Source organism: Klebsiella sp. GFKo11, assembly GCF_056490265.1.
This window is the reverse complement of the sequence record NZ_CM151369.1, coordinates 6,294,164-6,319,992: the sequence shown is the minus strand read 5'-3', so window position 1 is coordinate 6,319,992 and position 25,829 is coordinate 6,294,164. Positions and strand designations below refer to the sequence as shown.

Annotated in this window: 25 protein-coding genes and 1 pseudogene; 13 read left to right on the top strand and 13 right to left on the bottom strand. The window is 52.6% G+C overall.

The window, feature by feature from the left end; all coding sequences use genetic code 11:
• Positions 1-3: 3 nt before the first annotated feature.
• Together glnL and glnA are read right to left on the bottom strand one after the other, a co-directional pair.
• Complete coding sequence (glnL, locus tag AC07P6_RS30245; protein WP_181484283.1) at positions 4-1,053, bottom strand: nitrogen regulation protein NR(II); 1,050 nt, start codon at positions 1,051-1,053, stop codon at positions 4-6.
• Between the two features lie 188 nt (positions 1,054-1,241).
• Positions 1,242-2,651: a glutamate--ammonia ligase gene (gene glnA, locus AC07P6_RS30240; RefSeq protein ID WP_112216906.1), complete on the bottom strand. Its 1,410-nt coding sequence runs from the start codon at positions 2,649-2,651 to the stop codon at positions 1,242-1,244.
• A 379-nt stretch (positions 2,652-3,030) separates the two neighbouring features.
• On the opposite strand from glnA, the gene typA reads away from it, so the two are divergent.
• Complete coding sequence (gene typA / locus AC07P6_RS30235; RefSeq protein WP_110276075.1) at positions 3,031-4,854, top strand: ribosome-dependent GTPase TypA; 1,824 nt, start codon at positions 3,031-3,033, stop codon at positions 4,852-4,854.
• A gap of 61 nt (positions 4,855-4,915) precedes the next feature.
• Here typA and ompL read toward each other — a convergent pair whose 3' ends face one another.
• From ompL to yihU, 8 genes are all read right to left on the bottom strand, one after another.
• Positions 4,916-5,608, bottom strand: a complete 693-nt coding sequence (gene ompL, locus AC07P6_RS30230) for a porin OmpL (RefSeq protein ID WP_110276076.1) — start codon at positions 5,606-5,608, stop codon at positions 4,916-4,918.
• A gap of 86 nt (positions 5,609-5,694) precedes the next feature.
• Complete coding sequence (locus tag AC07P6_RS30225; protein ID WP_139537226.1) at positions 5,695-7,077, bottom strand: MFS transporter; 1,383 nt, start codon at positions 7,075-7,077, stop codon at positions 5,695-5,697.
• A 46-nt stretch (positions 7,078-7,123) separates the two neighbouring features.
• Positions 7,124-8,506, bottom strand: a complete 1,383-nt coding sequence (locus AC07P6_RS30220) for an MFS transporter (protein WP_139537227.1) — start codon at positions 8,504-8,506, stop codon at positions 7,124-7,126.
• A gap of 45 nt (positions 8,507-8,551) precedes the next feature.
• Positions 8,552-10,588, bottom strand: a complete 2,037-nt coding sequence (locus AC07P6_RS30215) for an alpha-glucosidase (protein ID WP_434660969.1) — start codon at positions 10,586-10,588, stop codon at positions 8,552-8,554.
• A 52-nt stretch (positions 10,589-10,640) separates the two neighbouring features.
• Positions 10,641-11,531, bottom strand: a complete 891-nt coding sequence (locus AC07P6_RS30210; RefSeq protein WP_478317114.1) for an aldose-1-epimerase — start codon at positions 11,529-11,531, stop codon at positions 10,641-10,643.
• Positions 11,532-11,534: 3 nt separating this feature from the next.
• On the bottom strand, positions 11,535-12,776 hold the full coding sequence (gene yihS, locus AC07P6_RS30205) for a sulfoquinovose isomerase (RefSeq protein ID WP_478315350.1): 1,242 nt from the start codon (positions 12,774-12,776) through the stop codon (positions 11,535-11,537).
• A 15-nt stretch (positions 12,777-12,791) separates the two neighbouring features.
• Entirely contained in the window at positions 12,792-13,670 is an 879-nt protein-coding gene (gene yihT, locus AC07P6_RS30200) for a sulfofructosephosphate aldolase (protein ID WP_478315349.1), read from the bottom strand.
• A gap of 26 nt (positions 13,671-13,696) precedes the next feature.
• On the bottom strand, positions 13,697-14,587 hold the full coding sequence (gene yihU / locus AC07P6_RS30195; protein WP_478315348.1) for a sulfolactaldehyde 3-reductase: 891 nt from the start codon (positions 14,585-14,587) through the stop codon (positions 13,697-13,699).
• A gap of 165 nt (positions 14,588-14,752) precedes the next feature.
• On the opposite strand from yihU, the gene AC07P6_RS30190 reads away from it, so the two are divergent.
• The 6 genes from AC07P6_RS30190 (at position 14,753) to fabY (ending at position 19,455) form a co-directional block, all read left to right on the top strand.
• Positions 14,753-15,649: a sugar kinase gene (locus tag AC07P6_RS30190; RefSeq protein WP_478315347.1), complete on the top strand. Its 897-nt coding sequence runs from the start codon at positions 14,753-14,755 to the stop codon at positions 15,647-15,649.
• Positions 15,650-15,682: 33 nt separating this feature from the next.
• Positions 15,683-16,468 carry a DeoR/GlpR family DNA-binding transcription regulator gene (locus AC07P6_RS30185; protein WP_110276085.1) on the top strand — a complete coding sequence of 262 codons (786 nt, stop codon included), beginning with the start codon at positions 15,683-15,685 and terminating at the stop codon, positions 16,466-16,468.
• A 113-nt stretch (positions 16,469-16,581) separates the two neighbouring features.
• A complete protein-coding gene (gene yihX, locus AC07P6_RS30180; RefSeq protein WP_478315346.1) occupies positions 16,582-17,181 on the top strand; it encodes a glucose-1-phosphatase in 600 nt (199 codons plus the stop codon).
• On the top strand, positions 17,175-18,035 hold the full coding sequence (locus AC07P6_RS30175; protein ID WP_112216894.1) for a virulence factor BrkB family protein: 861 nt from the start codon (positions 17,175-17,177) through the stop codon (positions 18,033-18,035). Before yihX ends, AC07P6_RS30175 begins: the two co-directional genes overlap by 7 nt.
• Positions 18,032-18,469, top strand: coding sequence for a D-aminoacyl-tRNA deacylase (gene dtd, locus AC07P6_RS30170; RefSeq protein WP_110276088.1), 438 nt, complete (start codon positions 18,032-18,034; stop codon positions 18,467-18,469). The genes AC07P6_RS30175 and dtd overlap by 4 nt, the downstream gene beginning before the upstream one ends.
• Before the next feature lie 44 nt (positions 18,470-18,513).
• Entirely contained in the window at positions 18,514-19,455 is a 942-nt protein-coding gene (gene fabY, locus AC07P6_RS30165) for a fatty acid biosynthesis protein FabY (RefSeq protein ID WP_181484270.1), read from the top strand.
• A 17-nt stretch (positions 19,456-19,472) separates the two neighbouring features.
• On the opposite strand, the gene AC07P6_RS30160 is transcribed toward fabY, so the two are convergent.
• Complete coding sequence (locus tag AC07P6_RS30160; RefSeq protein WP_434660958.1) at positions 19,473-20,390, bottom strand: alpha/beta hydrolase; 918 nt, start codon at positions 20,388-20,390, stop codon at positions 19,473-19,475.
• A gap of 230 nt (positions 20,391-20,620) precedes the next feature.
• Between AC07P6_RS30160 and AC07P6_RS30155 the strand changes: the two genes are divergently transcribed.
• From AC07P6_RS30155 to AC07P6_RS30135, 5 genes are all read left to right on the top strand, one after another.
• Positions 20,621-20,932: a type II toxin-antitoxin system RelE/ParE family toxin gene (locus AC07P6_RS30155; RefSeq protein ID WP_434660956.1), complete on the top strand. Its 312-nt coding sequence runs from the start codon at positions 20,621-20,623 to the stop codon at positions 20,930-20,932.
• Complete coding sequence (nadS, locus tag AC07P6_RS30150; RefSeq protein ID WP_139537238.1) at positions 20,933-21,220, top strand: NadS family protein; 288 nt, start codon at positions 20,933-20,935, stop codon at positions 21,218-21,220.
• Between the two features lie 363 nt (positions 21,221-21,583).
• The gene (locus tag AC07P6_RS30145; protein WP_434660955.1) at positions 21,584-21,871 is read left to right on the top strand and encodes a hypothetical protein; all 288 of its coding nucleotides are present in this window, start codon (positions 21,584-21,586) and stop codon (positions 21,869-21,871) included.
• Positions 21,872-22,072: 201 nt separating this feature from the next.
• A complete protein-coding gene (locus AC07P6_RS30140; RefSeq protein ID WP_434664313.1) occupies positions 22,073-22,318 on the top strand; it encodes a ribbon-helix-helix domain-containing protein in 246 nt (81 codons plus the stop codon).
• Positions 22,315-22,689, top strand: a complete 375-nt coding sequence (locus AC07P6_RS30135; RefSeq protein WP_434660954.1) for a type II toxin-antitoxin system VapC family toxin — start codon at positions 22,315-22,317, stop codon at positions 22,687-22,689. Before AC07P6_RS30140 ends, AC07P6_RS30135 begins: the two co-directional genes overlap by 4 nt.
• A gap of 36 nt (positions 22,690-22,725) precedes the next feature.
• On the opposite strand, the gene fdhE is transcribed toward AC07P6_RS30135, so the two are convergent.
• Both fdhE and AC07P6_RS30125 read right to left on the bottom strand, forming a co-directional pair.
• Positions 22,726-23,655, bottom strand: a complete 930-nt coding sequence (fdhE, locus tag AC07P6_RS30130) for a formate dehydrogenase accessory protein FdhE (protein WP_478315345.1) — start codon at positions 23,653-23,655, stop codon at positions 22,726-22,728.
• Between the two features lie 146 nt (positions 23,656-23,801).
• A pseudogene (locus tag AC07P6_RS30125) lies at positions 23,802-24,251 on the bottom strand (response regulator transcription factor); the annotation flags it as partial.
• Positions 24,252-24,374: 123 nt separating this feature from the next.
• Here AC07P6_RS30125 and AC07P6_RS30120 point away from each other — a divergent pair.
• Positions 24,375-25,523 carry an RNA-guided endonuclease TnpB family protein gene (locus AC07P6_RS30120; RefSeq protein ID WP_478315344.1) on the top strand — a complete coding sequence of 383 codons (1,149 nt, stop codon included), beginning with the start codon at positions 24,375-24,377 and terminating at the stop codon, positions 25,521-25,523.
• Positions 25,524-25,829: the final 306 nt, after the last annotated feature.

The following is a 25,829-nucleotide window of genomic DNA, read 5'->3' as shown; positions in this document are numbered from 1 at the left end:
CCTCTACTTCCGAATAGGCAGGTACACCGAGAATTCGGTATGCCCTGGCCAACTGGTAAATTCAATTTTGCCGGAGTGCTGATCGATAAGGCTGCGGGCGATAGACAGCCCGAGGCCAGTACCGCCTTCGCGCCCGCTCACCATCGGATAAAACAGCGTATCCTGTAAGTGAGACGGTATCCCCGGGCCGTTATCTTCAACGTCAATACGTGCTGCAAGGCGGTAGCGAACCCCGTGTAGGGTCAGCTGGAACGCCGTACGGGTACGCAGGACTATCTCTCCGCCATCAGGCCCCAGCGCTTGCAGCGCATTGCGGACGATATTCAGCAGCACTTGTTCAATTTGATCCGGGTCGTGTGGGAGTTCCGGCAGGCTTGGGTCGTAATCACGAACCAGTTTGACGTTATCCGGCAACTCCATAGACACCAGCTTCACCACTCGCTCTGCAACCTTGTGAATGCTCTCTGTGACGTGCATTCCAGGATGCTGCGGTCCCAGCAGGCGGTCGACCAGATTTCTTAACCGATCGGCCTGTTCAATGATGACTTTGGTGTATTCCGTCAACGAAGGATCGGGCAGCGCTTTGCTCAGCAACTGCGCTGCACCGCGCAGGCCACCCAACGGGTTTTTAATCTCGTGGGCCAAACCGCGCACTAAGTCACGCGCGGCAATCTGCTGTGCGTGCTGAAGCTGTTCCTGGCTCAGACGACGCTGATTATCCATCGGTGCCATTTCCAGCAAAATGTAGCCCTCAGGAAGGCGCTGTGCCGTCAGAGACAGGATATGTGACCGACCATCGATGACCAGCGTCACTTCGTTATCGGTAAAGCCCTGGCCCGCCTGCAGGCTCTCCTGCATAAGACCAATATTCAGCGAGAAATAGCTCAACAGCTCCGGGAGTGGGGTACCAAATAGCTTACGTGAGCTTTGCGCCAGCAACTGCTGTGCAGCCGGGTTCGCGTAATGCACCGCCAGGTCGTCATCGACCAGTAAGATACTGTTGATTAAAGAGTTAAGGATCTGCCCAGCATCGGGCAGTGTGCCTGTTGCCATCTGACAGTCTCCTGAATTAGAGTGCACCATTTTAGTGCAGTATAGCTTTTTATGAGTAAAAAGTTCATGAGATCAGCGCGTTGGTGGAGAAAAAAGCCCATCCTGAGATGGGCTGAAAGTTTCCACGGCAACAAAACATCCTCGGTACCCCACGCCACAACACGGAATACCGCGGATTTACAGCAAAATTAAACGCTGTAGTACAGCTCGAACTCAACCGGGTGCGGAGTCATGCGTACACGGTCGTTCTCTTCAATACGCAGGGCGATGTAAGCATCGATTGCGTCGTTGGTGAATACGCCACCAGCGGTCAGGAATTCACGGTCAGCATCCAGTTCGTTCAATGCTTCTTCCAGAGAACCTGCAACCTGTGGGATCTCTTTCGCTTCTTCCGGCGGCAGATCGTACAGGTTTTTGTCCATCGCTTCGCCCGGATGGATTTTGTTCTTGATACCGTCAAGGCCAGCCATCAGCAGTGCAGCAAAGCACAGGTACGGGTTAGCAGCCGGATCCGGGAAGCGGACTTCGATACGACGCGCTTTCGGAGAGGTCACTACCGGAATACGGATGGAAGCGGAGCGGTTACGGGCAGAGTAAGCCAGCATGACCGGTGCTTCGTAACCCGGGACCAGACGCTTATAAGAGTTGGTGGTCGGGTTCGCCAGGGCGTTAATGGCTTTAGCGTGCTTGATTACGCCGCCGATGTAGAACAGCGCTTGTTCAGACAGGCCTGCGTATTTGTCGCCAGAGAACAGATTTACGCCGTTCTTGGACAGGGACATGTGGCAGTGCATACCGGAACCGTTATCGCCGAACATCGGTTTTGGCATAAAGGTCGCCGTTTTACCGAAGCGGTGTGCGACGTTGTGCACGACGTATTTGTAGATCTGAATTTCGTCCGCTTTTTTGGTCATGGTGTTAAAGCGGGTAGCGATTTCGTTCTGACCGGCAGTCGCCACTTCGTGGTGGTGAGCTTCCACAACCAGACCCATCTCTTCCATGATCATACACATGGTAGAACGGATATCCTGAGAAGAGTCTACCGGCGGAACCGGGAAATAACCGCCTTTCACGCCCGGACGGTGGCCTTTGTTGCCGCCTTCATATTTGGTGGAAGAGTTCCATGCGCCTTCGATATCATCGATAGCAACGTGAGAACCGGAGATAGACGCACCAAAACGGATGTCATCGAACAGGAAGAATTCAGGTTCTGGCCCGAACAGCACGGTATCCGCAATGCCGGTTGCGCGCAGGTATTCTTCCGCACGTTTGGCGATGGAGCGCGGGTCACGGTCATAGCCCTGCAGGGTGCCTGGTTCCAGGATATCGCAACGGATGATCAGCGTCGGTTCTTCGTAGAACGGGTCGATCAGCGCGGTAGTTGCGTCCGGCATCAGAACCATGTCGGATTCGTTAATACCTTTCCAACCGCCAATCGAGGAGCCATCAAACATTTTGCCTTCTTCGAAGAATTCGGCATTTACCTGATGAGAAGGAATAGTAACGTGCTGTTCTTTACCTTTGGTATCGGTGAAGCGCAGATCGACAAACTTCACTTCGTGCTCGTTCAGCATCGTCAAAACGTGTTCAGCGGACATACTTAAACTCTCCCGGATTGGTCATTGTCGTCGTGGTAACGAAAACTTTCTAACTGCTTAAGGTGGCGTTGTTGCCTTAAAAAATATAAAGCGAAATCTGTGCCAACTTTTAAATTGCCCCCAAAAGGCGTTATCATGCACACCATCGTGCAAAAGGGCTGCACCATTATGAATGCATTGCACTATAATAGTGCAATTGTGTGAACATTGGGCACTTATTTGGTGCAATTGACCTTTAATAACCCTTTTAACGCTCCGTGAAAGCGGTCACAAAGAAACTCTGCAATACTTGTTTGCGGGGGATGTTTGTGATCCTGTTTTGTAGTGCGATTAATCCGTGTACAATAACGCGCTATTTCTAAATGCCTGAGGCAAAGTTGTGATCGAAAATTTGCGTAACATCGCCATCATCGCGCACGTTGACCATGGTAAAACTACCCTGGTTGATAAGCTGCTGCAGCAATCCGGTACGTTCGATGCGCGTGCCGAAACTCAAGAGCGTGTGATGGACTCCAACGATTTGGAGAAAGAGCGTGGGATTACCATCCTGGCTAAAAACACCGCTATCAAATGGAATGATTACCGTATCAACATCGTTGATACCCCGGGGCACGCCGACTTCGGTGGTGAAGTTGAACGTGTCATGTCCATGGTCGATTCCGTTCTGCTGGTCGTTGATGCAATGGATGGTCCGATGCCGCAGACGCGCTTCGTGACCAAAAAAGCCTTTGCTCATGGCCTGAAGCCAATTGTTGTTATCAACAAAGTTGACCGTCCGGGCGCACGCCCTGACTGGGTTGTCGATCAGGTATTCGACCTGTTCGTAAACCTCGACGCTACCGACGAACAGCTGGACTTCCCTATCGTTTACGCTTCTGCGCTGAACGGTATCGCGGGTCTGGATCACGAAGATATGGCTGACGATATGACTCCGCTGTATCAGACTATCGTCGATCGCGTACCGGCTCCGAACGTTGACCTTGATGGCCCGCTGCAGATGCAAATCTCCCAGTTGGACTACAACAACTACGTTGGCGTCATCGGCATCGGCCGCATCAAACGCGGTAAAGTGAAGCCGAACCAGCAGGTTACTATCGTTGATAGCGAAGGCAAAACCCGTAACGGTAAAGTCGGTAAAGTTCTGACCCATCTGGGTCTTGAGCGTATCGAGAGCGACGTTGCAGAAGCTGGCGATATCATTGCAATCACCGGTCTGGGCGAGCTGAACATCTCTGACACCATCTGCGATACGCAGAATGTTGAAGCGCTGCCGGCGCTGTCTGTTGATGAGCCGACCGTAACCATGTTCTTCTGCGTTAACACCTCTCCGTTCTGTGGCAAAGAAGGTAAGTACGTTACCTCTCGTCAGATCCTTGACCGCCTGAACAAAGAGCTGGTGCACAACGTGGCGCTGCGCGTTGAAGAAACTCCGGATGCAGACGCATTCCGCGTTTCTGGCCGTGGTGAACTGCACCTGTCTGTTCTTATTGAGAACATGCGTCGTGAAGGTTTCGAGATGGCGGTTTCCCGTCCGAAAGTAATCTTCCGCGAAATCGATGGCCGTAAACAAGAGCCATTCGAAAACGTCACGCTGGACGTCGAAGAGCAGCACCAGGGTTCTGTGATGCAGGCACTGGGTGAGCGTAAAGGCGATCTGAAAAACATGAATCCAGATGGCAAAGGCCGCGTACGTCTTGACTACGTGATCCCAAGCCGTGGCCTGATCGGCTTCCGTTCAGAATTCATGACCATGACCTCCGGTACCGGTCTGCTGTACTCCACCTTCAGCCATTACGACGACGTTCGTGCGGGTGATGTGGGTCAGCGTCAGAACGGCGTTCTGATCTCCAACGGCCAGGGTAAAGCGGTTGCGTTCGCACTGTTCAGCCTGCAGGACCGCGGTAAGCTGTTCCTGGGTCACGGTGCAGAAGTTTACGAAGGCCAGATCATCGGTATTCACAGTCGTTCTAACGACCTGACTGTAAACTGCCTGACCGGTAAGAAACTGACCAACATGCGTGCTTCCGGTACTGACGAAGCGACGACCCTGGTTCCGGCACTGAAAATGACGCTGGAGCAAGCTCTTGAGTTCATCGATGACGACGAACTGGTAGAAGTCACTCCGACTTCTGTCCGTATCCGTAAGCGTCATCTGACCGAGAACGATCGTAAACGCGCGATGCGTGGTTCTAAAGAAGATTAATTAACGCTTCTTGCTATGAAAAAGCCGCTGATTATCAGCGGCTTTTTTTTGCCTAAAAAACTTAAAAGAAATACTTCACCCCAGCGCGAATCTGGTTTTGCTCCCGGTGGTACGGCTCCACATTGCGATCCAGCCAGCGTAGTTCAAAGTAAGGCAGCCAGTTTTGATTGATCCGATACCTGAAGGTATTGGTAATTTCCCAGTGATGGTCTTTACCGTTGCTACTATTAAAGTCATTCACCCGCGTAAAATAGTGTGGTTCAAAAGTATAAGAGAATTTATCGGTGATAATAAAATTCCAATAGGTACCTACTTCGTAGGTATCATTATTATCTTGCTCACCGTTTAAGTCAGTTGAGCTGTAGTTATTGTGATTATAGCGGTTACGCACGGTCAGATTAAACCACGGGGTAAATTTGTAATTCACATCCAGATAAACCGCACCGCTGGAGCCAATGCTCTTGTCGGTAATTAACCCTCCCGGCTGAATCGTTAATTTATCCGTTGGTCTGAATAGCGGATACCAGCCTTCGATTTCGTTATAGCCATGCTTTAACTCATCCTTGCGTTGCAGAGTATAGGTGTTGGTGAGCATCAGGCCAGCGCCCATATCAAAGTTATAGCCAACGCGCAGCATGACCTCCATCTGATCGGATGCAAGGTTATACGCCTCGCGATTTTCCACATAAGCACCAGCAAACGCAGAGGTAGAGATAACAGAGGTTAACAGAAGTATCGCGTTTATTTTTTTCATAATAAATCCATTTTTTAACGTAGGGGAGCCGCTATCCATTAAAATGGATAGAGCGGCAATAATTAAAAAAGAGGTCTTTTAGTTATTCACAATACCGGGTTGTGTTGTTTTTTTCGTTGGCCAATTTCCTCGATAATAAAAGCAAAACGGCTTTCATTGAGCTTATAAAATAAGCCCATAGTGAATGCCGCGATAATCGCCAGACTGCAGGGCCAGAGGAAAATAAGCTGGCGTAAACCGAGTAGCGTAGTTTCACTTTGCGCAACATTGGGGATATAACCAATTTGCGTCAGCATAATTCCTGGCAAGAACCCAGCAAGCGCTGCGGAAATTTTTCGTGAAAAGGTATAACCGGTATAAACCGACCCTTCCGCACGAATACCCGTTTTCCACTCACCATAATCAACCGTATCCGGAACCAGCGCCCAGTTCAGACTGTTAACGAAGGCGGTGCCAAAGAAGGCCATGCAGGAGAACGTCACAAATAAAAATGATGTACTTCCCCAGAAAAAGTTCAGCACATCGCCTATGGCCCACAATGCCAGCCCACCCAGGTAAACCTGCTTTTTACCGAAGCGCTTCACCGTTGTGGGGACAAGAAAAACGCCCACCAGGATACAACCCATACTGAAAAAGCCCATCCATGACAGCAGATGGATATCGTTCAGTACGTACTGGGTGTAATAGACCTGAATCGCCAGCTTGATGTTAAATGCCGCCAGCGTACACAGGTTAGCAATACACAGCACCAGCAGAGGGGGGTTACGGAAAATCGCGCAGAACGACTTGAGAATACTGGGTTTATGATGATCCGGTACGATTTCAATATAGCGCTCTTTCACCCCGCTAAAGCACCACCACATGCTGAATAACCCGCAAACGGAGAAGATCAGCGCAGCAATCAGATAGCCAAGTGAAGGTGAACTTGTAAAAAGCGCCTGAATGGGCATAAAGCCAACGGTACACAGCAACAGGCCCAGGGTTGCGCCGCCCTGTCGCCACGCGGCGAGTTCTGCGCGCTGGTGCGGGTTTTTAGTGATGGCGGGAACCATCGCCCCGTAAGAGCAGTTCATCAGGCTATAGAACAGACCGAACAACATAAACAGCACCGTCGCCAGCCCCGTTTTCACCGTTAGCGTAAAATCTGTCGCTAAAAACTGCGCTGTGGCGACCAGCGCGACGGGGAATGAGGCATACAGAATAAAAGGCCTGAATTTCCCCTTTGCGCCGATATTACGCCGCGAGTCCAGTAATACGCCGGTCAGCATATCGGTGAAGGCGGTGAAGAACTTCGCTACCAGAAAGATGATCCCGCCGTAATATGCAGGCATCCCTAGTTCATCGGTATAAAATTTAAGCAGATACAGCGTGCCGATACACAGCATCAAATTTGAGCCGAAGTCACCCACGCCATAGGCGCATTTTTCCCGTAGGCTCAGTTTTAGCGTTAGCGGATCATGGTCAGACATAATCGCTCCTCAATAACGCCCCGTAGGGCGCTATTCATTATTATTATCAGACAGGTTGTTTACGGGCTTCTATCTCTTCAACGATGCGGACATACATCTTCTCGTTAAGGTTGTAGAAACAGCCCATCGCCACGATGGTGATCACCGCTAGCGCGCACGGATAAATAAAAATCAGCTGGCGTAAGCCTTCGACGGTACCCGCCGATTGCACCACGTTGGGCACGTAGCCAATCTGGGTCAGCATCCAGCCGGGGAAGAAGCCAGCCAGCGCCTGCGACACTTTACGGAAGAAGGTAAATCCGGTGTACACCGTACCTTCAGAACGCACGCCGGTGCGCCATTCGCCATATTCCACCGTGTCGGAGACCAGCGCCCAGTTCAGGCTGTTGACGAACGCCGAACCAAAGAAGGCCAGACAGGAGAAAGCAACAAAACTGACCGACCCGCCGCCAAAGAAGTAGTTGAGCAGATCGCCCGCAATCCAAATCAGCAGGCCGCCGATATAAACCTTCTTCTTACCAAAGCGTCTGACCATCATGGGCATTAAAAAGACGCCAATAAAGATACAGCCCATGCTGAAAAATCCCATCCAGGAGAGGAGGATGGGGTCATTCAGTACGTACTGGGTGTAATAGACCTGAATCGCTAGCTTGACGTTAAACGCGCCGAGCGTACAGAGGTTGGCAATGCACAGAATAAACAGCGGGCGGTTGCCAGCGATGGCGCGGAAGGATTGCAGTAACCCCGGCTTTTGCGCCGCATCAACGGGCTTAACTTCGACGTAGCGCTCTTTAACTCCCGCATAGCATAGCCACATAAACAGCAGGCCGAACAGGGAGAACAGCGTGGCGGCGAAGATATAACCCAGTTGCGAGTTGCCTTCGATCAGGTTCATCACTGGCACAAAGCCGACGGTGCACAGCAGCAGGCCGAGCGTCGCGCCGCCCTGACGCCAGGCGGCAAGCGAAGCGCGCTCATCCGGGTTTTTCGTTATCGCGGGTACCATCGCGCCATAAGAGCAGTTCATCATGCTGAAGAACAGTCCGTACAGCATAAACAGCACCGTCGCCATCACCGTTTTGCCGGTGATTTCAAACGGCGTGCCGACAAAGTTAGCGATAGCCAGAAGCGTAACCGGGAAAGCTGCGTAAATCAGGAATGGACGGAATTTACCTTTTGGACCGATTTTACGCCGCGAATCGAGCATAATCCCGGTGCCCATATCGGTAAATGCGGTAAAAAACTTGGCGATAAGGAAAATAATACCGCCGTAAGTTCCCGGTAAACCAAGGACATCGGTATAAAATTTGAGTAAATAGAGCGTGCCAATGTCCAGCAGGATATTGGAACCTAAATCACCCAGCCCATAGGCGAGTTTTTCTTTAAAAGGCAAGCGTAGGGTTGCCGGATTAGCTGAATTTTGACTCATTGTTATTCTCCGTTTGCCCGCGAGTCTCCCCGCGGGCGAGCCGTATTAGATGTGGCGTAAAGTGGCAAACAGCGATGCCCACTCACTCTTCGCGCGATAGAAGACGGGTGGCTGGCCAATTGGCGCATCGACGGTAATTTCGCCGCCCTGGTGAGTTTCACCGGTCCAGACGTTGACCCAGCTGTCTTCTGGCAGATACAGCGTCCAGTCGCATTTATCCTGTTCGTGAACCGGCGCAACCAACAGATCCTGACCCAGCAGATACTGATATTTCAGGGTATAGGTGGCTGCATCGTCTTCGTAATGCAGGAACAGCGGGCGCATCACCGGCAGGCCGGAGGCGGCGTTCTGCGCAACGGCCTGTTTGAGATACGGTTTCAGGGTGGTGAAGACGGTGGTCATACGGGCAAAGTGGGCGATAGTCTCTTCATCGCCATCAAACTGCCAGTTATCGCCTGGGCGGTTACCTTCGTGGGTGCGCATCATCGGGGTGAAGGCGCTGAAGTCACACCAGCGCAGCAGCAGCTCTTTCGTGCGTTTCATGTCAAACAGGGTCGTGTAGCCGCCGATATCGCTGTGGTGCAGGCCGTGGCCGGTCATCGCCAGCGACAGCGCCGCAGGGACGACCGAAGCCAGGCCATCGTCGAGACTCCAGTCCACGTTTTGGTCGCCCGCCCACATCATGGTGGAGTACTTCTGGCTGCCGGTGTAACCCGCACGCATAAAGAACAGGATCTCGCCGAGCTTGCCGGTCTCCTGTAGCGCCTCGTAGTTACATTTCGCCCACAGCGCAGGCCAGGCGTTGTGCATGATCTCGGCGCTGACGCCGTTGTGCAGATACGTATCGGTCGGCAGGTATTCGCCAAAATCTGCCATCCAGCCGCCGCAACCGAGCTCAATCATGTTCTTTTTGATGACTTCTTTGAACCAGTCGTAGGCTTCCGGGTTAGTCAGATCGACCACGCCGCCGTAAAACTCGCCGAACTCAACCAGGTAGTCACCGCCAGCGGCATCTTTTGCCAGATAGCCGCGTTCTGCCGCTTCGGCGCAGAGATCTTTATCGCTGGCAACGTACGGGTTGATATACGAGAGGAACTGCACGCCTTCTTCTTTCCACTGCTTAATACGGCTATCCAGCTGTGGGTAGTTGTCGCTGTTCCACTTCCAGTTCCACATCACGCGCTTGCCAAAGGAGGTCATACGGATCCCGGACCAGTCCTGCGCCCAGATGCCGTTCACCTTCACGCCCGCGTTGCGCATGGTGTCCAGTTTGTTCTGGCAAACCTCGGTGCCGCCCTGAATACCCAGCGTGACGCCGTCGTAAATCCAGTCCGGCAGCTCTGACTGGCGGCCTAACAGCGCGGTCAGTTTTTCCAGCAGGGAAATATAGGTGTCGGCGCACTCAAAGCGCAGGGTGGTTTTGTCTTCCCACAGCGCCAGTTCGTGATACTCCGGTGCGCTAAAGTCGAAATTCATGTAGCAGCTGTTATCAACGTGGCAGTAGTATTTTTGCGTGCTGACAAAGGTTGGTTGCGGGAAGAAGGTCCAGTAATAGTCGCCGCCCGCGTTCTCTTTGCAGTCCGCCTGCCAGGTGACATAACTATTTTTATTACGACCCACGCCCTGTTCGCTGGTCCACAGTGGGAACGGCTTGCCGCGTAAATCAAAGTAAGAGAACTGTTCGCCGCAGCCGTAGATATGATCGGCCGGGTTAGCGGCCAGCCGCAGCCAGATACGATTGTGGCTCAGATCGTCGTTTTGCAGATCCAGCTTCAGGCGGCCCTGTTCATCAGTGGAGATTTTCAGGGTCGCGTTGATGGTGGTGCCGCGGCTGAAATCGACCCGCCAGCCGTCAGACGATTCACTGACCGTGGCACTCGTGAGAGCAATTTTTTCATTCAGTTTGTCTTTAATACTGAAGTTGCCGCGAAACATATCAATATCCGCGACGCCGGCGCCAATCCACAGGCAAGGGGTTTGCGAGGTATGGCGCAGAATCAGGCGCTGTTGATACGTTAGCGCAAAGCCATCCTGTAGGGTTGTGAGTTCTAATGCGCTTGACCGTTGTTGTAACGAATTCATTTTCGTCTCCGTAGATATAGGGTAATTCGGTAATTTTTGCGTCGGAATGGGGCTATTCAGCGCCGATCAAAAAGCGCATCCGGTGCATCTCGCCTGGGGCAAGAGAAATAAGGCCAATTCCGGAATTAAAGGCATCAGGCGGACAGGTCATGGGCTCGACGGCGAGTCCTTGTCGATGTAACTTCTCGCCGCTGTAAACCTGCAGCCAGGGCTGGTCGCAGCGCAGAAATGTCGTCATATTTTTTGCTGCGCTGAACATCCTGACTTCCCACTCATCGTCCGGCGCTGTCGTTTTAAAGGTGTGATCGATCTGCGTCGCCGCGATAGGGCGTGGTGTGGTGAAATTTAGCTCTGTGTGCTCAACGCGATGCAATTCCTGGGTATCAATGCTCAATACCTCGTCTGCCGGAAGGGTTAGCGTACAGCTATCTATTTTCTCAAGATCGCAGGTTAAATAGGGATGCGCGCCGGAACCGTAAGGGGCTGGTTGATCGCCGATATTGAGCGTGCTGATAGAAACATGCAGACCGCCTATGGCGTCCAGGCGGTATATGACTTCGACAAGCAGCGAAAAGGGATAGCCGTAAGAAGGTGGCAGAAAAATCATCAGCGACGCTTCCGATACCGACTGCTGGTTAATCTGCCAATCCCCCCAGGCTAAAAGACCATGAATCGCGCTCTGCGAAGCAAGGTCATTAACGGCAAGCTGAAATGCCTTGCCGTTATGCTGATAGCAGCCGTTTGCTATGCGATTTGGCCAGGGAACCAATATTTTCCCCAAATGTGCCAGCGGCATCTCTTCAGGTTTGTGTGGAATAACGACGTGACGCCCATGGTGCGTCAGTTCCGCCAGTCCCGCGCCAACCGTGACGATTTTTGCCTGATAGTGTCCGGCCTGAAGTTGAACGGTTTTTCCGCCGCTGTGCATGGCTGCTATCCTTATGACCTATTTTGCGTTGATATCCAGAAGACCAGCAGCAACCGCCGGAGCCAGCCCAGGTGCCAGGGGCAGGCGCGGGATCACCAGGCAGTGCAGCAGGTGGTAAATATCCTGCTTGCCGTCCCAGACTTTGGTGGTCACCTTGTTATCGGTATCCAGCTCCTGCCACCATGAACCGGTCTCGTAGTCCATCAGATAAGTGATGCAGTAATCCCACCACGTCTGGTACCAGGCTTCGTACTGGCTGTCGCCGGTGAGGGTGTGCAGGGCGTAGGCGGTGCCCATCGCTTCGACGATCGGCCAGCGCACTCTTTCGCGAACGATCGGTTTACCGTCCCAGTCCACCGAGTAGACAAAGCCGTCCGCGCCGTCCGGTGCCCAGGCATCGCGGATGGTGGCGTGGAACAGACCTTTAGCATCTTCCAGCAGCCAGGCTGGTGGCGTTTCGAAGCGAGCTTCCAGCGCGGCGTGCAGATGCAGCATCAATCTGCCCCACTCGATCCAGTGACCCGGGGTGCCGCCGTAGGCACGGAAGCGATGCGCTGGGTTGTCTTTGTTGTAATCGCGAATAGGGTTCCACTGCGAATCGAAGTGCTCGTTAACGCGATACTCACCGCTGCGGGCCACGTCGTGAATAATCACCGACGCGATGCGTAGCGCCCGATCCAGCCATTTACGATCATGAGTGACGTCGTAAACGATCAGGAAGGCTTCAACTGCGTGCATGTTGGCGTTGCCGCCGCGATAATCTTCCGTCTGGCTGAAGGCTTCGTCCCAGGACTCCAGGCACATCTGCTCATCTTCACTCCAGAAGTATTTTTCAATCACTTCGATGGCGTCATCGAGCAGTTGCCTGGCCTGTGGATGACCGGTCGTGACCGCGCTTGCCGCGCCAAGCAACACAAAGAAATGCTGATAGCCCTGCTTGGAGGCATCCATCACGCCTTCGTCATTGACGCAGGCGTACCAGCCGCCGTAGCGTTTGTCGCGCAATGCGCCGTTCAGAGCATTGATCCCGTGACTGACTAACTGATACGCACCGGGGCGACCCATGGATGCGGCAACGGAATAGACGTGCAGCATTCGGGCAGTGATCCACAGATGCGTTCCCATATCCGTTCTGACCTGACCACTATTTCCCAGCCAGCCAAATCCGGTCGGTACCGCCGCGTTCTTGCCAAAGTTAAAGATGCGGTCGGTTTCCTGCTCCAGCCAGCGGTTGTGGCTCAAGGTGTTAAACCATTTCATTCTTCGATCCTCGTATTAACGGCGGCGAGCCATCATTTCATCGACGATATCGCCCAGACGCTGCAACTTCGGTGCAGAAACATCGCGCAGCATTAGCTCGGTATCCGGCAGCCCCACAACCGATGACCAGACCGCACGCCCGGCCAGGAAGCCTGATGCGCCAGCGGTCATTGCAACGCTGACCGCGCGAGGAAACAGTTTTTCATCGACACCTGAGGAGAGAATGACCCACGGCATGTTGATGTTTTCATTCAGGCGTTGGGAGGCGGTGAGTAGCTCTTGCGCAGAGCCTTTGCCGTACAGCGGCATTTCGACTTTGTAGAGATCGGCACCGCTGTCGCCCAGCTCTTTAGCGGCATCGATAATGGCCTGCTCGCGATCGAACTTATCGCCACGACGCGGCGGGCGAACGACCGGTTCGATAATGCTCAGCAGGCCGCTGGAGTGGCATAGCTTATTGAACTCTTTCACCATATCCAGGCGCTGCTGGGCATCTTCATCGCTGCGCCACAGCACCAACAGTTTTAATGCTTTGGCACCGTCCTGTTTCACTGTCTGCGGATCGATATTTTTATCAATCACCACGCTATCAACGGGGATGCCGTTGCCGGGAATAAACTCGTCGGCGGCGACAATCATGGCGCAGCTTTTGGCTACCACGTTTTGCTCCACCACCTGGCGGTAACAGAATTGCTGATCGACCAGAATGGCCGAGGCATAAGGAGAAAGAATCTTCGCCGCATTCACTTTGAAATCGGTCAGCACGCTGTCGCTGACCGGGGATTTCGCCCCCGCTGCGGCAAACATTAAGCGCATGGCTTCGCGTTGATCGACGGCCAGCATGGCAAAACCGCCGGAAGCTCGGGTGATATCTTTCAGGGTGTACTTCGTCATTGTTCAGTCCTCAGTCCTTTTACTTATCAATGTTGATTGTTCAGTCCGGCAGATGCGCGAACCTGCTCAAGAATGGCGCTCCAGTCTTCCCGACCACGACCTGCAGCGCGCGCCTGGTTATAAACTTCACGGGAGGCGGCCCCGAGCGGCATCGGCACATGCAGCTGATTGGCAACATCCAGCGCGATGCCAAGATCTTTGTGGGCCAGATCGATCATGAAGGCCGGAGAGAGATCGCCTTTCAGCACTTTGTTTGGCCAGGAGGTGGTGAAGTGACCTTTTCCGGCAGGCGTTCCGCTCATCACTTTTAAGGCCACATCGAAGGAGAGGCCGAGCGCTTCGCACAGCACGGCGGCTTCGGCGGACAGCGCATTCAGCGCAATGCTCATATAGTTGTTGATAAGCTTCACGCGGATACCCATACCCGGACCGCCTGCGTTGACCTGTTCGTTACCCATCGCCATCAGTACCGGCGTTGCGCGTTCGACCTGCTCTGCCGTGCCACCCGCCAGCAGCAGCAATGTCCCCGCGACGGCGTGCTCTGAAGTGCGCCCGACCGGGCAATCCATCATGTCGAAGCCTTTGGCGCGCATATCGGTAATCAGTTTGTCGGTTTGCAGCGGGTGAATAGTCGACATATCAATCACCAGCGCTTGTGGCGAAAGGGTTTCGCAGACGCCTGATTCACCGAATAAAACGCCGCGTACCAGATCGCCGTTTGGCAGCATCGTGATGACAAACTCTGCCTCTTTCGCTGCCTCTGCTGGACTGGTGGCAGGACGCGCCCCTTTTTCCACCAGCTGCTGCATGGCATTCGGGTTAACGTCAAAGACGCTGAGCTGATGGCCCTGCTTCAACAGGTTGCTCGCCATGGGGGAACCCATCTGACCTAATCCGATAAATGCTATAGCTGCCATAACGTTCTCCTGAGACGTGGTGTCATTTTTTGTCATTTAAAATGGGTGTTTATTGTCTGTTTTTGATCGTATTTGTAATTTATAGTCAAAAAATTGACAGCCGTCACTTTTTAAACATTTTGTGAAATTAAAATGATCCCATCTCGAAACGTTTAAGGAATGACCATGATTCGCGTTGCTTGTGTGGGTATTACCGTGATGGATCGCATCTATTACGTAGAAGGTTTACCGTTTGAAGGAGGGAAATATGTGGCGAAGCGCTATACGGAAGTGGGCGGCGGGCCTGCCGCAACGGCGGCTGTGGCGGCGGCAAAACTGGGCGCTCAGGTGGACTTTATTGGCCGGGTTGGTGATGACGACACCGGAAACAGCTTGCTGGCGGAGCTGGAGTCCCTGGGGGTAAATACCCGCTACACCCGGCGCTATACGGGAGCGAACTCTTCACAATCGGCAATAATGGTTGATGCGAAAGGGGAGCGGATTATCGTCAACTACCCTAGTCCGGATTTACTGCCGGATGCCGACTGGTTGAATGCGATTGATTTTTCCCAGTGGGACGTGGTGCTGGCAGATGTTCGCTGGCACGAAGGGGCAAAGCAGGCATTTACCCTCGCGCATCGGGCTGGAGTGATAACCGTGCTGGATGGTGATGTTACGCCGCAGGACATTAGCGAGCTGGTGGCGTTAAGCGATCATGCTGCTTTCTCTGAACCGGGTCTGGCGCGTCTGACCGGGACAGAAGAATCGGAGGCTGGTCTGAAAAAAGCACAAGCGCTCACAAATGGACATGTTTATGTGACAAGAGGCGGGGAAGGCTGTGACTGGATAAAAAATAATGTGTTACAGCATCAACCTGGCTTCGCCGTGGATGTGGTTGATACTACCGGCGCAGGAGATGTTTTCCATGGTGCGCTGGCCTTCAGTCTGGCTTCTGGCTGCGCCCAGGAAGATGCCGTCAAGTTTGCCAGTGGGGTTGCGGCACTGAAGTGTACGCGCCCGGGAGGGCGTGCGGGTATCCCTGACTGTGATCAAACCCGATCTTTTCTGTCACTTTTTGTATAAAATGCCAGGGCAATGGTTTTTCGAGGAAATTTCATGAGTCTTACCGAACTGACCGGTAACCCGCGGCACGATCAGCTGCTTATGCTGATTAGCGAGCGCGGTTATATGAATATTGACGAGCTGGCCAGCCTGCTGGATGTTTCCACGCAGACCGTGCGCCGTGATATTCGTAAACTAAGCGAACAGGGATTGATTACGCGTCACCACGGCGGGGCTGGCAGAGCGTCGAGCGTGGTCAATACGGCGTTCGAACAGCGTGAAGTCTCCTGGACGGAAGAGAAAAAAGCCATCGCGGAAGCGGTGGCTGACTATATTCCGGATGGTTCAACGGTGTTTATTACCATCGGCACCACCGTTGAGCAGGTGGCGCGGGCGTTGTTAAACCATAACCATTTGCGCATCATCACCAACAGCCTGCGGGTGGCGCATATTCTTTATAACAACCCACGCTTCGAAGTCATGGTGCCAGGCGGTACGCTGCGTCCGCACAATAGCGGAATCATCGGCCCTTCCGCGACGGCGTTTGTGGCTGACTTTCGGGCTGATTATCTGGTGACAAGCGTCGGGGCCATTGAAAGCGATGGCGCACTGCTGGAGTTTGATGTCAACGAAGCCAGCGTGGTGAAAACGATGATGGCGCACTCGAGGCAAATTCTTCTCGCCGCCGATCATACTAAATATCACGCTTCTGCTGCCGTGGAGATTGGTAACGTCGCGCAGGTGACGGCGCTGTTTACCGATGAGTATCCGTCAGGCGGGTTAAAGTCGTGGCTGGATGAAAATCAGACAGAAATTATTCTTGCCCAGGAAGAGGGCTAGCTAGCTATTCCTCAGTTCCTGATGTGCTGGGGATCTTCAACCTTTACTCATGAATAGTAAAACCTCTCCTTTCCCGCTACAGTTAATTTTCCACGGTACAAAAGGAGAGGACCATGCTCTATATCTTTGATTTAGGTAATGTGATTGTCGATATTGACTTCAACCGTGTGCTCGGGACGTGGAGTGATTTAACGCGTATCCCGCTTGCGACGCTGAAGCAGCATTTCGCTATGGGCGAGGCGTTTCATCAGCATGAACGCGGTGAAATCAGCGATGAAGATTTTGCGGCGGCAATGTGCCATGAAATGAGCATGCCGCTTAGCTACGAACAGTTCGCCCATGGCTGGCAGGCTGTTTTTGTTGCCCTGCGCCCGGAAGTCACCTCCATTATGCAAAAGCTGCGTGAGCAGGGGCATCGCGTGGTGGTCCTGTCGAATACTAACCGTCTGCATACCACCTTTTGGCCGGATGAATATCCAGAGATACGCGCCGTCGCTGACCATATTTATCTTTCGCAAGAGATGGGGATGCGCAAACCTGAGGCGCGGATCTATCAGAGCGTCCTCGAATCCGAAGGTTTTTCTGCTGAGGATACGGTCTTTTTTGATGATAACGCCGAAAATATCGCGGGCGCTGAGCGGTTAGGGATTACCAGTATTCAGGTGACCGGGAAGAAGACCATTCCCGACTACTTTGCGAAACAGCTATGCTAAAAAATCTTCATCAAAAAACAACGCGCCGTACGCGGCCGCTGGTTTCCTGGCTTAAGTTGCTCTGGCGGCGTATTGATGAAGATAACATGACGACTCTGGCGGGCAACCTTGCTTACGTGTCGTTACTCTCCCTTGTGCCGCTTATCGCCGTTGTTTTCGCGCTGTTCGCGGCATTTCCGATGTTTTCTGATGTCAGCATCCAGATTCGCCACTTTATCTTTGCGAATTTTATCCCGGCTACCGGAGATGTTATTCAGGGTTACATTGAGCAATTTGTCGCTAACTCCAGCCGGATGACCGCCGTGGGCGCTTTCGGCCTGATTGTGACATCGCTGCTGCTGATGTACTCCATTGATAGCGCGTTGAACACGATCTGGCGCAGTACCCGTACGCGGCCAAAGACCTACTCCTTCGCGGTCTACTGGATGATCCTCACACTGGGGCCGCTTCTGGCGGGGGCGAGCCTGGCGATCAGCTCTTACTTGCTGTCATTACGCTGGGCCAGCGAACTGAATAGCGTGATTGACGATGTACTGCGCATTTTTCCGTTAATTCTTTCCTGGGTGGCATTTTGGCTGCTCTACAGCATTGTGCCAACGGCGGAGGTGCGCAATCGCGATGCGGTGATTGGCTCGCTGGTAGCCGCATTATTGTTTGAAGCGGGGAAGAAGGCTTTTGCGTTATATATCACCGCTTTTCCGTCGTATCAGCTGATTTACGGTGTGATCGCCGTCGTACCCATTTTGTTCGTTTGGGTGTACTGGACGTGGTGTATCGTCTTGCTTGGCGCTGAAATTACTGTCACTCTCGGTGAATACCGCAAACTGAAAAAAGAAGAAACAGAACAATCATGATTGCATTAATTCAACGCGTATCCCGAGCTAGCGTTACCGTGGAGGATGAAGTGACGGGCGAAATCGGCCCGGGACTTTTGGTGCTGTTAGGCGTCGAGAGAGACGACGATGAGCAAAAAGCGAACCGCCTGTGCGAGCGCGTGCTGGGATACCGTATTTTCAGCGATGCTGAAGGAAAGATGAATCTTAACGTACAGCAGGCTGGCGGCAGCGTGTTGGTGGTCTCACAGTTCACGCTGGCGGCGGATACCGAGCGCGGGATGCGTCCAGGTTTTTCTAAAGGGGCCGCGCCGGACAGAGCAGAAGCGCTATATGAGTATTTTGTCGAGCGCTGTCGACAGCAGGAAATGAATACACAGACCGGAAGATTCGCTGCCGATATGCAGGTCTCTCTGGTGAATGATGGCCCCGTGACCTTTTGGTTGCAGGTATGAGCCAGCTTCCGGGCAGGCTGCGGGTAACAAAAGAGAGTACAGCTATGTATCACCTTCGTGTACCGCAAACAGAAGAAGAGTTAGAGAGCTACTATCAGTTTCGCTGGGAGATGCTGCGTAAGCCGCTGCATCAGCCGAAAGGGTCCGAACGAGACGCGTGGGATGCGATGGCGCACCACCAGATGGTTGTTGATGAAGAGGGTAATCTGGTTGCTGTCGGACGGCTGTATGTGAATGCGGAGAACGAAGCTTCAATTCGCTTTATGGCTGTGCATCCCTCGGTGCAGGATAAAGGTCTGGGTACCCTGATGGCGATGACGCTGGAGTCGGTTGCCCGTCAGGAGGGCGTCAAGCGCGTGACCTGTAGCGCTCGTGAAGACGCGATGGACTTCTTTGCCAAGCTTGGTTTTGTGAACCAGGGTGAAATCACCACGCCGACCACCACGCCGATTCGCCATTTTTTGATGATTAAGCCGATAGCCTCGTTGGACGATATTTTGCATCGCGGCGACTGGTGCGCTCAGCTGCAACAGGCCTGGTATCAGCATATTCCGCTCAGCGAAAAAATGGGTGTGCGCATTCAGCAGTACACCGGGCAAAAATTTATCACTACCATGCCGGAGGCCGGTAACCAGAATCCGCACCACACGCTGTTTGCCGGTAGCCTGTTTTCACAGGCAACGTTAACCGGTTGGGGGCTTATCTGGCTGATGCTGCGCGAGCGGCATCTCGGCGGGACGATTATTCTTGCCGATGCCCATATCCGTTACAGCCAGCCAATTAGCGGACGCCCGAGCGCAGTTGCCGATCTTGGCTCGTTAAGCGGCGATCTTGACCGCCTGGCGCGGGGGCGCAAAGCACGCGTTCAACTGCAGGTTGAACTGTTTGGCGATGATCAACTGGGCGCTGTCTTCGAAGGTATCTACATTGTTCTGCCCGCGAAACCTTTTGGCTCGTATGAAGAGGGCGGTAACGAGGAAGAGTAGATTTCCCTCGTGCTTATCTATTGGCCTGGTGATTTAACCCGCCAGGCGATATCCCCCATGGCGTTTCGCGCCGCTGGGCTCACCCCACCTAACTGAAAGAAACCGTGAATCACCCCAAGATAGCGCTGGCAGGTACAGTCAACGCCCTGTTCAACCATGCGCTGATATAGCGTTTCGCCTTCATCACGCAAAGGGTCATATTCCGCCGTCAGAATATGCACCGGCGGCAGGCCGCTAAAGTCTTTACGCCAGAGCGGGCTGGCTTCCGGATGGTGGAGTTCCGTCGATAAAAGGTACATTTCGTAGCCGCTGAGCAGCGTATCTTCGGTGATGATGTAATCTTTACCGTTATCGAGATAGCTCTTCATGCTGGCGGTGGCATCCAGCATCGGGTAAATCAAAATGAGCTGTGCGGGTTGCCAGACCTGTGCTGTCTTCAGGCGCAGAGCGGTCACTAATGCCAGATGTCCCCCGGCGCTGTCGCCAGCAAGCGTAATACGCGAAGCGTCAATGCCCAGCGGCTCTGCATGGCGATGAATAATCAGCGCTCCCTTTTCTGCATCGTCATGTGCGGCAGGAAAAGTATGTTCTGGTGCCAGTCGGTATTGCACGGCGATAACCCGACAACCGCTGCGATAAGCCAGCTGGCGAAGCTGATTGTCGTGAGTAGCGAAGCCACCGCTGATAAAGCAGCCGCCGTGAAAATAGATAACGGCTGGCAGTGCGCCAGTAGCATTCAGGGGTGAGACGACGCGAAAAATCATGCCTTCAAGCTCGATATCTTCTACCTGTACGCGCTCTTCTTGTTCCCCGGCTAACACGGTGCTGGCGACGTAACCGTTTCTCCGGTCATCAATATTCTGTTCGCGCGAAGAGGGGCGACCCGCAGCGATAAACTCCCGAACCAGCTCTGCAATACCTTTTTCAAGCGCCATTTTCATTCCCTTTAACTGTTTGGATATACAGCGTTATAGCCTGGTTCTTAGCAAAAGAAAATGGAGGATTTGGGTTGCCGAAGGATTATGGAAAGCGGCTCGCAAAAGTGAAATGTTCATTGAGCACTGGTGGCTTTGCCTGATTCTGGGTCGTAATGTTAAGTGATATGAGCTATACGCCATTGACGTATAGTTGATTTCGATTACTATAAGCCAATGGCGTAGGGAAAATGCTATTTATCGAAACGGAAATCTTTACTGAAGACGTCAAAAAATTACTCGATGACGATGAATACCACCGATTTCAAGTGTTCCTCGCGATACAACCTGAGGGAGGCGATTTGATATCAGAAACCGGTGGTCTGAGAAAAATTCGATGGGGTGCTCGAGGAAAGGGGAAACGAGGTGGTGCACGAGTTATCTATTTTTATCAAAGCCGGAAATCTGAGATTCGGTTATTACTGATCTATCAGAAAGGCATCAAGGATGACCTGACTCCGCAGGAAAAGGCGGTACTCCGTATGTTAAATGAGAGGTGGTAGATGGATAAGGCGCTGTTTGAGCGATTGACCAAAAGCATGAGCCAAATGGGTGAGATAGTCGAAGGAGATCGCCAGCCTTCGCGAACCTTTCATATTGATGCTATGAAAATCAAAGAAATCCGTCAGTCCTCTGGATTATCACAATCTAAATTTGCAGAGTTAATATCGGTAAGTGTAGATACGTTACGTAACTGGGAGCAGGGAAGGCGTTCCCCCACGGGGCCAGCTAAAGCGCTGCTACGGGCGATTGCCAATGATCCATTGCATGTCATTCCGGCGCTTAGCTAAGGGAAGATAGACATAATGATGAATCGGAAGTTTCAGTACTCAGAACTCATGTGAACGCGGCATAGTGCCGCCAACTCAGGAGTGATGAAATGGCCAGAACGCGTGCCGAGCGTCGGCATCATAGTGTGAGGCTAAAGAAAATCCGCAGTAAATATCGTAATGCGGGTTATGGAAGCGGGAGGCAGATTGGTATTTGTTTTCACTCGCCATGTGGTTGTTCCTGCTGGATGTGTGGTCATCAGCGTGCTCATCATGGTCCACGGGTGCAGGAAATACGTGCCAGAGCGCGATATACGGATTAAGGAGTGAAGATGAACTATTTCAAGGAGGCGCATTTTTAGAAACCTTAACAGGAGACTAAAAATGTCGACGTTTAATACCCGCAGAGACAGAACTCGCGATGGTAAAGCGAAACCGCATAAACATACTAAATGCGCCAGTCTTAACGGCAAATGGCATCACCCAGCAGAGGGGGATAGTTGGCCGCGTATGAACTGGAACACACCGGGTCCGCATGACTGGAAACGGCTGTATACCACTCTTTATCGTCGTGCAAACGATCACCAAAACCTGCGAGCTATATTATCAGGGACCGATCCCGAAGGGATGAACTGGTGCCCGGATAACTACCCAGACGAATACTACTACTAATATAAATATTACCCGGCCAACTCTGGATGTTGGCTGGGTTTTTTTGTCGCTGTTGATTGTAACGAGCAGACGGATTGCTATCTTCTGGAAAGCGGCTCGCAAAAGTGAAAATCGTTTCAGACGACACTTTTCCCCTGTCTGCCATAGGTGTATGTTGTTTGAAAATTAGTCGCCAATGATATACTGGAGGTATATGTGAGCATGATGGCAGGAATGGATATGGGCAGAATATTACTCGACTTATCAGATGACGTTATCAAACGTCTTGAAGACCTCAAGCAGCAGCGCAATCTTCCGCGAGCAGAACTGTTACGTGAAGCGGTAGAACAGTACCTGGAAAGGCAAGGCCTGGCTGAAACTACTATCGCCGATGCGCTGGGGCTTTGGCAAGGCTGCGAGGAAGATGGTGTTGAATATGAAAGGAAGCTTCGTGAGGAGTGGCAATGAGTAAAGGCCCGGCGCTGTTTGATACCAATATTCTCATTGATCTGTTCAGCGGCCGCGTTGAAGCGAAACAGGCACTGGAGGCTTATCCACCACAAAATGCGATTAGCCTAATCTCCTGGATCGAAGTGATGGTGGGAGCAAAAAAGTATCACCAGGAACATCGTACGCGCATTGCACTGAGCGCTTTTAATATCATTGGTGTCTCACAGGATATTGCAGAACGAAGCGTCAACCTCAGGCAGGAGTATGGAATGAAGTTGCCGGATGCCATTATTCTGGCGACGGCACAAATGCATCGTTATGAGCTAGTCACGCGCAACACTAAAGATTTTGCCAGGATTCCAGGCGTGATTACGCCTTATCATTTGTAAGCCGGGCAGCAAATGCTACCCGACATAATGCTAAATTTACTCCCCTTCACCAGGGAACAGGAACGGGTTGATGGAACTGCGGGCGAAGCCCTCTTGTTCCATGCGCGCGTCCAGCACCAGTGAGGCGAGGTCGTCGGCGACGGCTTCCACTTTCGGATCTTTTTCCTGATACAAAATCTTCAGGTAAGTCCCGCAGTCGCCACAGCTCTCGGCTTTAATGGCCGACTGCTCGTTATCCAGCGACCAGTAATGCAGATCGCGTGTCTGTTCGCAGTTGCTGCACTTCACACGCACGACGTGCCACTCGGTTTCGCACAGATTGCAGTGCAGATAGCGCAGACCTTGGGTAGTACCAATTTGCACCATGCTGGAGACCGGCATTGAACCGCACACCGGGCAGAACTGGCGCTGTTCGCCGTATTCCGCGCGGGCTTTACCGGGGATCAAGCTGGCCATTTGCGCCCAATAGAGAGATAGCGCAGCCCAGATAAACGGGGCTTTATCACTGCTGACTGATGCGAAATCAGAGGCAAACAGCGCGCTTGCCATCAGTTCCAGCTCCTGCTCTGATGATTTTTCCAGATTCTCGATAACTGCCAGCGCCGGGCCGCTCATCTCGGGCTTCAGCTCGGCAATCAGCGAATGCAGCAGCTTGTGCCAGTGCTTATCGCGCGGCAGCACGTGAATATCCAGCGGCGGTTTGCCCTGGTCGTTTGCTTCTTTAATGCGCGTGGTGAGATCCATCTGTAACGGATGGTCGTACAGCACCACTTCCTGCGCGTGGGCGATCAGTGCGGCGAAGCGCAGGTAGTCGCCCAGCGGGTTATTTTCAGCCAGCTCGCGCAGGCGTTCGGCGCGGCGGTTATACAGATTTTTGAGCCGAGGAAATAATAACGGTGGGATCATATCCGTCGAGCGTTTCTCGCTCTTTTCCAGCTCATCTTGCGGGATGATACGAATGCTCATTTAGTCACTTCCTGGTTTCAGCAGATTCGGCTATGGTCGCGTCCGCTCTGTGATTTGGCGGGCATCACGCGCCCGCTCTGGTGAATGTCATTAATGATAACCGCAATCGGCATACGGGATATAGCTAAGAAATCGCAATGTGTGCGTTACGATACCTGATATCTATACCCCAGACCATGCACCGTTCGGATTAGCTGAGGGTGATTAGCATCCTGCTCAATCACCTTACGTAACCGGGAAATATGCTGATCAAGAGTGCGGCTGTTGGGCATGTAATCGTAGCCCCATGCAGCGTCAAACAGCATATCTCGAGTCACCACCTGATTTTTGTGGCGTTCCAGACAGCTTAAAATTCGCACTTCGCGCAGAGAAAGTTCTAATCGTTGCTCGCCACGCCATGCGCACAGTTCGTTGGGAAAAACCGCTAAATCCCCAAAGGAAAAGCTGAGATTGGGCGGTGAATCGTTATGGCTTAAGCAGCGGCGGGCGATCGTTTTGATTCGCGCCCGCAGTTCGTGAATGCCAAATGGTTTGCTGATGTAATCATCCGCTCCCAGTTCCAGCCCCACAACGCGGTCGATTTCCTCATCTTTAGCAAATGCCCCGTAAACCCTAGCCCAATGCGGGCGGGGATATAAGGGGCGCTAACGTTGTTTTGCATCAAAATTCATCCACAAAAACACTGTATAAATAACCACTCCATTTCTGACGGTATTGAGATGAAGCGAGCGACCAAAGTACGTATTTACCCGACCGACGAACAGGCCGCATTCTTAAATGCGCAGTTCGGCGCGGTTCGGTTCGCGTACAATAAAGCCCTGCATGTATGCCGCCACATGTACCAGCGTCACGGCATTTCTCTCAAACCAACGCGCGATATAAAGCCGTTGCTGGCCGTGGCGAAAAAATCCCGCCGCTATGGCTGGCTCAAAGATTACGACTCCCTGGCGCTACAGCAAGCGGTGATCAATCTGGACAGGGCATTTTCTAACTTCTTTCAGAAGCGGGCTAAATTCCCCGCCTTCAAACGCAAGCACGGCAAACAATCCAGCTACCATCCCAACGGAAAGGTACTCACTGACGCTATCCAGTTGCCGAAAATCTCACCAGTCCGGGCGAAGGTTCACCGTGAGATTGTTGGCAAGGTTTCCAGCATCACCATCACCCGCAACGCAGCGGGCAAATACTACGCCTCAATACTCGCAGACGACGGGCAGGAAGCGGCAGTAAAGCCGACTTATATCACCACCGTGGTGGGCTATGATTTGGGGCTGTCGCACTATTTAATTGGCAATGACGGCGGCAAGGTGGCTAATCCTCGCCACCTGGTCAACGCATACCGCCGTTTACGCCGCGACAGCAAGGCACTATCCCGTAAGAAATTGGGGAGCGCAAACCGCCGTAAGGCGCGCTTACGCCTTGCCGCGCAGCATGAGCGGGGCGCGGATTTCCAGCACAAACTTTCCAGACGAATTATCGACGAAAACCAAGCGGTGATTGTGGAAACGCTGAAATCAGCAAACATGATGAAAAACCGTCGGTTTGCCCGTCATATCGGGGATGCGGCCTGGTCCGGGTTTGTGGCAAAACTCGCCTACAAAGCGGAGTCGGCAGGGGTTCACCTGGTCAGACTGGATCAGTGGTTCGCCAGCTCGAAAACGTGCCATTGTTGCGGTCACAGGATGTCAGAAATGCCGCTGAAAGTACGCGAATGGATTTGCCCCGGCTGTCATGCTGACCATGACCGTGATATCAATGCGGCGATCAACATCCAGCGCAAGGGCATAACAGAATTAATGGCGGCAGGACTTGTCGTCAAAGCCCATCGAGGCTTGCGTCAGTCTGGCGTTATGCCAGTTGCAGCCTGAGACGTGGGAAACCTCGCCGTTTACGGTGGGGAGCAGTCACATTCACGATACGTCTCCTTGTGAAAGAATCGAATCCATTCTTGTGGAACCTGAACCTCGGTTGGTCTGTTATCTGTATAAAGATGTCAAAAAGTTGTCAAAACTGAACAAGAACCGCTAAAAAAATGGCGTCGATATACGACGCCATTTGAGACTGATGAGAAACTCGTTTTAGACACAGTGCTGGCATTTTTGCCGGGTGGCGGCTAACGCCTTACCCGGCCTAAAAAACCTATAATATCATCAGGCTATGAGTTTTCCGTAGGC

What these genes read in the sequence shown, in the direction of transcription:
- yihT (WP_478315349.1), bottom strand. Translation starts at nt 13,670, where the DNA reads ATGACGAAGTACACCCTGAAAGATATCACCCGAGCTTCCGGCGGTTTT.
- AC07P6_RS30145 (WP_434660955.1), top strand. Translation starts at nt 21,584, where the DNA reads ATGTCGACGTTTAATACCCGCAGAGACAGAACTCGCGATGGTAAAGCG.
- AC07P6_RS30175 (WP_112216894.1), top strand. Translation starts at nt 17,175, where the DNA reads ATGCTAAAAAATCTTCATCAAAAAACAACGCGCCGTACGCGGCCGCTG.
- AC07P6_RS30190 (WP_478315347.1), top strand. Translation starts at nt 14,753, where the DNA reads ATGATTCGCGTTGCTTGTGTGGGTATTACCGTGATGGATCGCATCTAT.
- nadS (WP_139537238.1), top strand. Translation starts at nt 20,933, where the DNA reads ATGGATAAGGCGCTGTTTGAGCGATTGACCAAAAGCATGAGCCAAATG.
- AC07P6_RS30155 (WP_434660956.1), top strand. Translation starts at nt 20,621, where the DNA reads ATGCTATTTATCGAAACGGAAATCTTTACTGAAGACGTCAAAAAATTA.
- AC07P6_RS30220 (WP_139537227.1), bottom strand. Translation starts at nt 8,506, where the DNA reads ATGAGTCAAAATTCAGCTAATCCGGCAACCCTACGCTTGCCTTTTAAA.
- AC07P6_RS30225 (WP_139537226.1), bottom strand. Translation starts at nt 7,077, where the DNA reads ATGTCTGACCATGATCCGCTAACGCTAAAACTGAGCCTACGGGAAAAA.
- ompL (WP_110276076.1), bottom strand. Translation starts at nt 5,608, where the DNA reads ATGAAAAAAATAAACGCGATACTTCTGTTAACCTCTGTTATCTCTACC.
- yihU (WP_478315348.1), bottom strand. Translation starts at nt 14,587, where the DNA reads ATGGCAGCTATAGCATTTATCGGATTAGGTCAGATGGGTTCCCCCATG.
- fabY (WP_181484270.1), top strand. Translation starts at nt 18,514, where the DNA reads ATGTATCACCTTCGTGTACCGCAAACAGAAGAAGAGTTAGAGAGCTAC.
- fdhE (WP_478315345.1), bottom strand. Translation starts at nt 23,655, where the DNA reads ATGAGCATTCGTATCATCCCGCAAGATGAGCTGGAAAAGAGCGAGAAA.
- yihS (WP_478315350.1), bottom strand. Translation starts at nt 12,776, where the DNA reads ATGAAATGGTTTAACACCTTGAGCCACAACCGCTGGCTGGAGCAGGAA.
- AC07P6_RS30120 (WP_478315344.1), top strand. Translation starts at nt 24,375, where the DNA reads ATGAAGCGAGCGACCAAAGTACGTATTTACCCGACCGACGAACAGGCC.
- AC07P6_RS30160 (WP_434660958.1), bottom strand. Translation starts at nt 20,390, where the DNA reads ATGGCGCTTGAAAAAGGTATTGCAGAGCTGGTTCGGGAGTTTATCGCT.
- AC07P6_RS30140 (WP_434664313.1), top strand. Translation starts at nt 22,073, where the DNA reads ATGATGGCAGGAATGGATATGGGCAGAATATTACTCGACTTATCAGAT.
- glnA (WP_112216906.1), bottom strand. Translation starts at nt 2,651, where the DNA reads ATGTCCGCTGAACACGTTTTGACGATGCTGAACGAGCACGAAGTGAAG.
- AC07P6_RS30135 (WP_434660954.1), top strand. Translation starts at nt 22,315, where the DNA reads ATGAGTAAAGGCCCGGCGCTGTTTGATACCAATATTCTCATTGATCTG.
- glnL (WP_181484283.1), bottom strand. Translation starts at nt 1,053, where the DNA reads ATGGCAACAGGCACACTGCCCGATGCTGGGCAGATCCTTAACTCTTTA.
- yihX (WP_478315346.1), top strand. Translation starts at nt 16,582, where the DNA reads ATGCTCTATATCTTTGATTTAGGTAATGTGATTGTCGATATTGACTTC.
- AC07P6_RS30215 (WP_434660969.1), bottom strand. Translation starts at nt 10,588, where the DNA reads ATGAATTCGTTACAACAACGGTCAAGCGCATTAGAACTCACAACCCTA.
- dtd (WP_110276088.1), top strand. Translation starts at nt 18,032, where the DNA reads ATGATTGCATTAATTCAACGCGTATCCCGAGCTAGCGTTACCGTGGAG.
- AC07P6_RS30185 (WP_110276085.1), top strand. Translation starts at nt 15,683, where the DNA reads ATGAGTCTTACCGAACTGACCGGTAACCCGCGGCACGATCAGCTGCTT.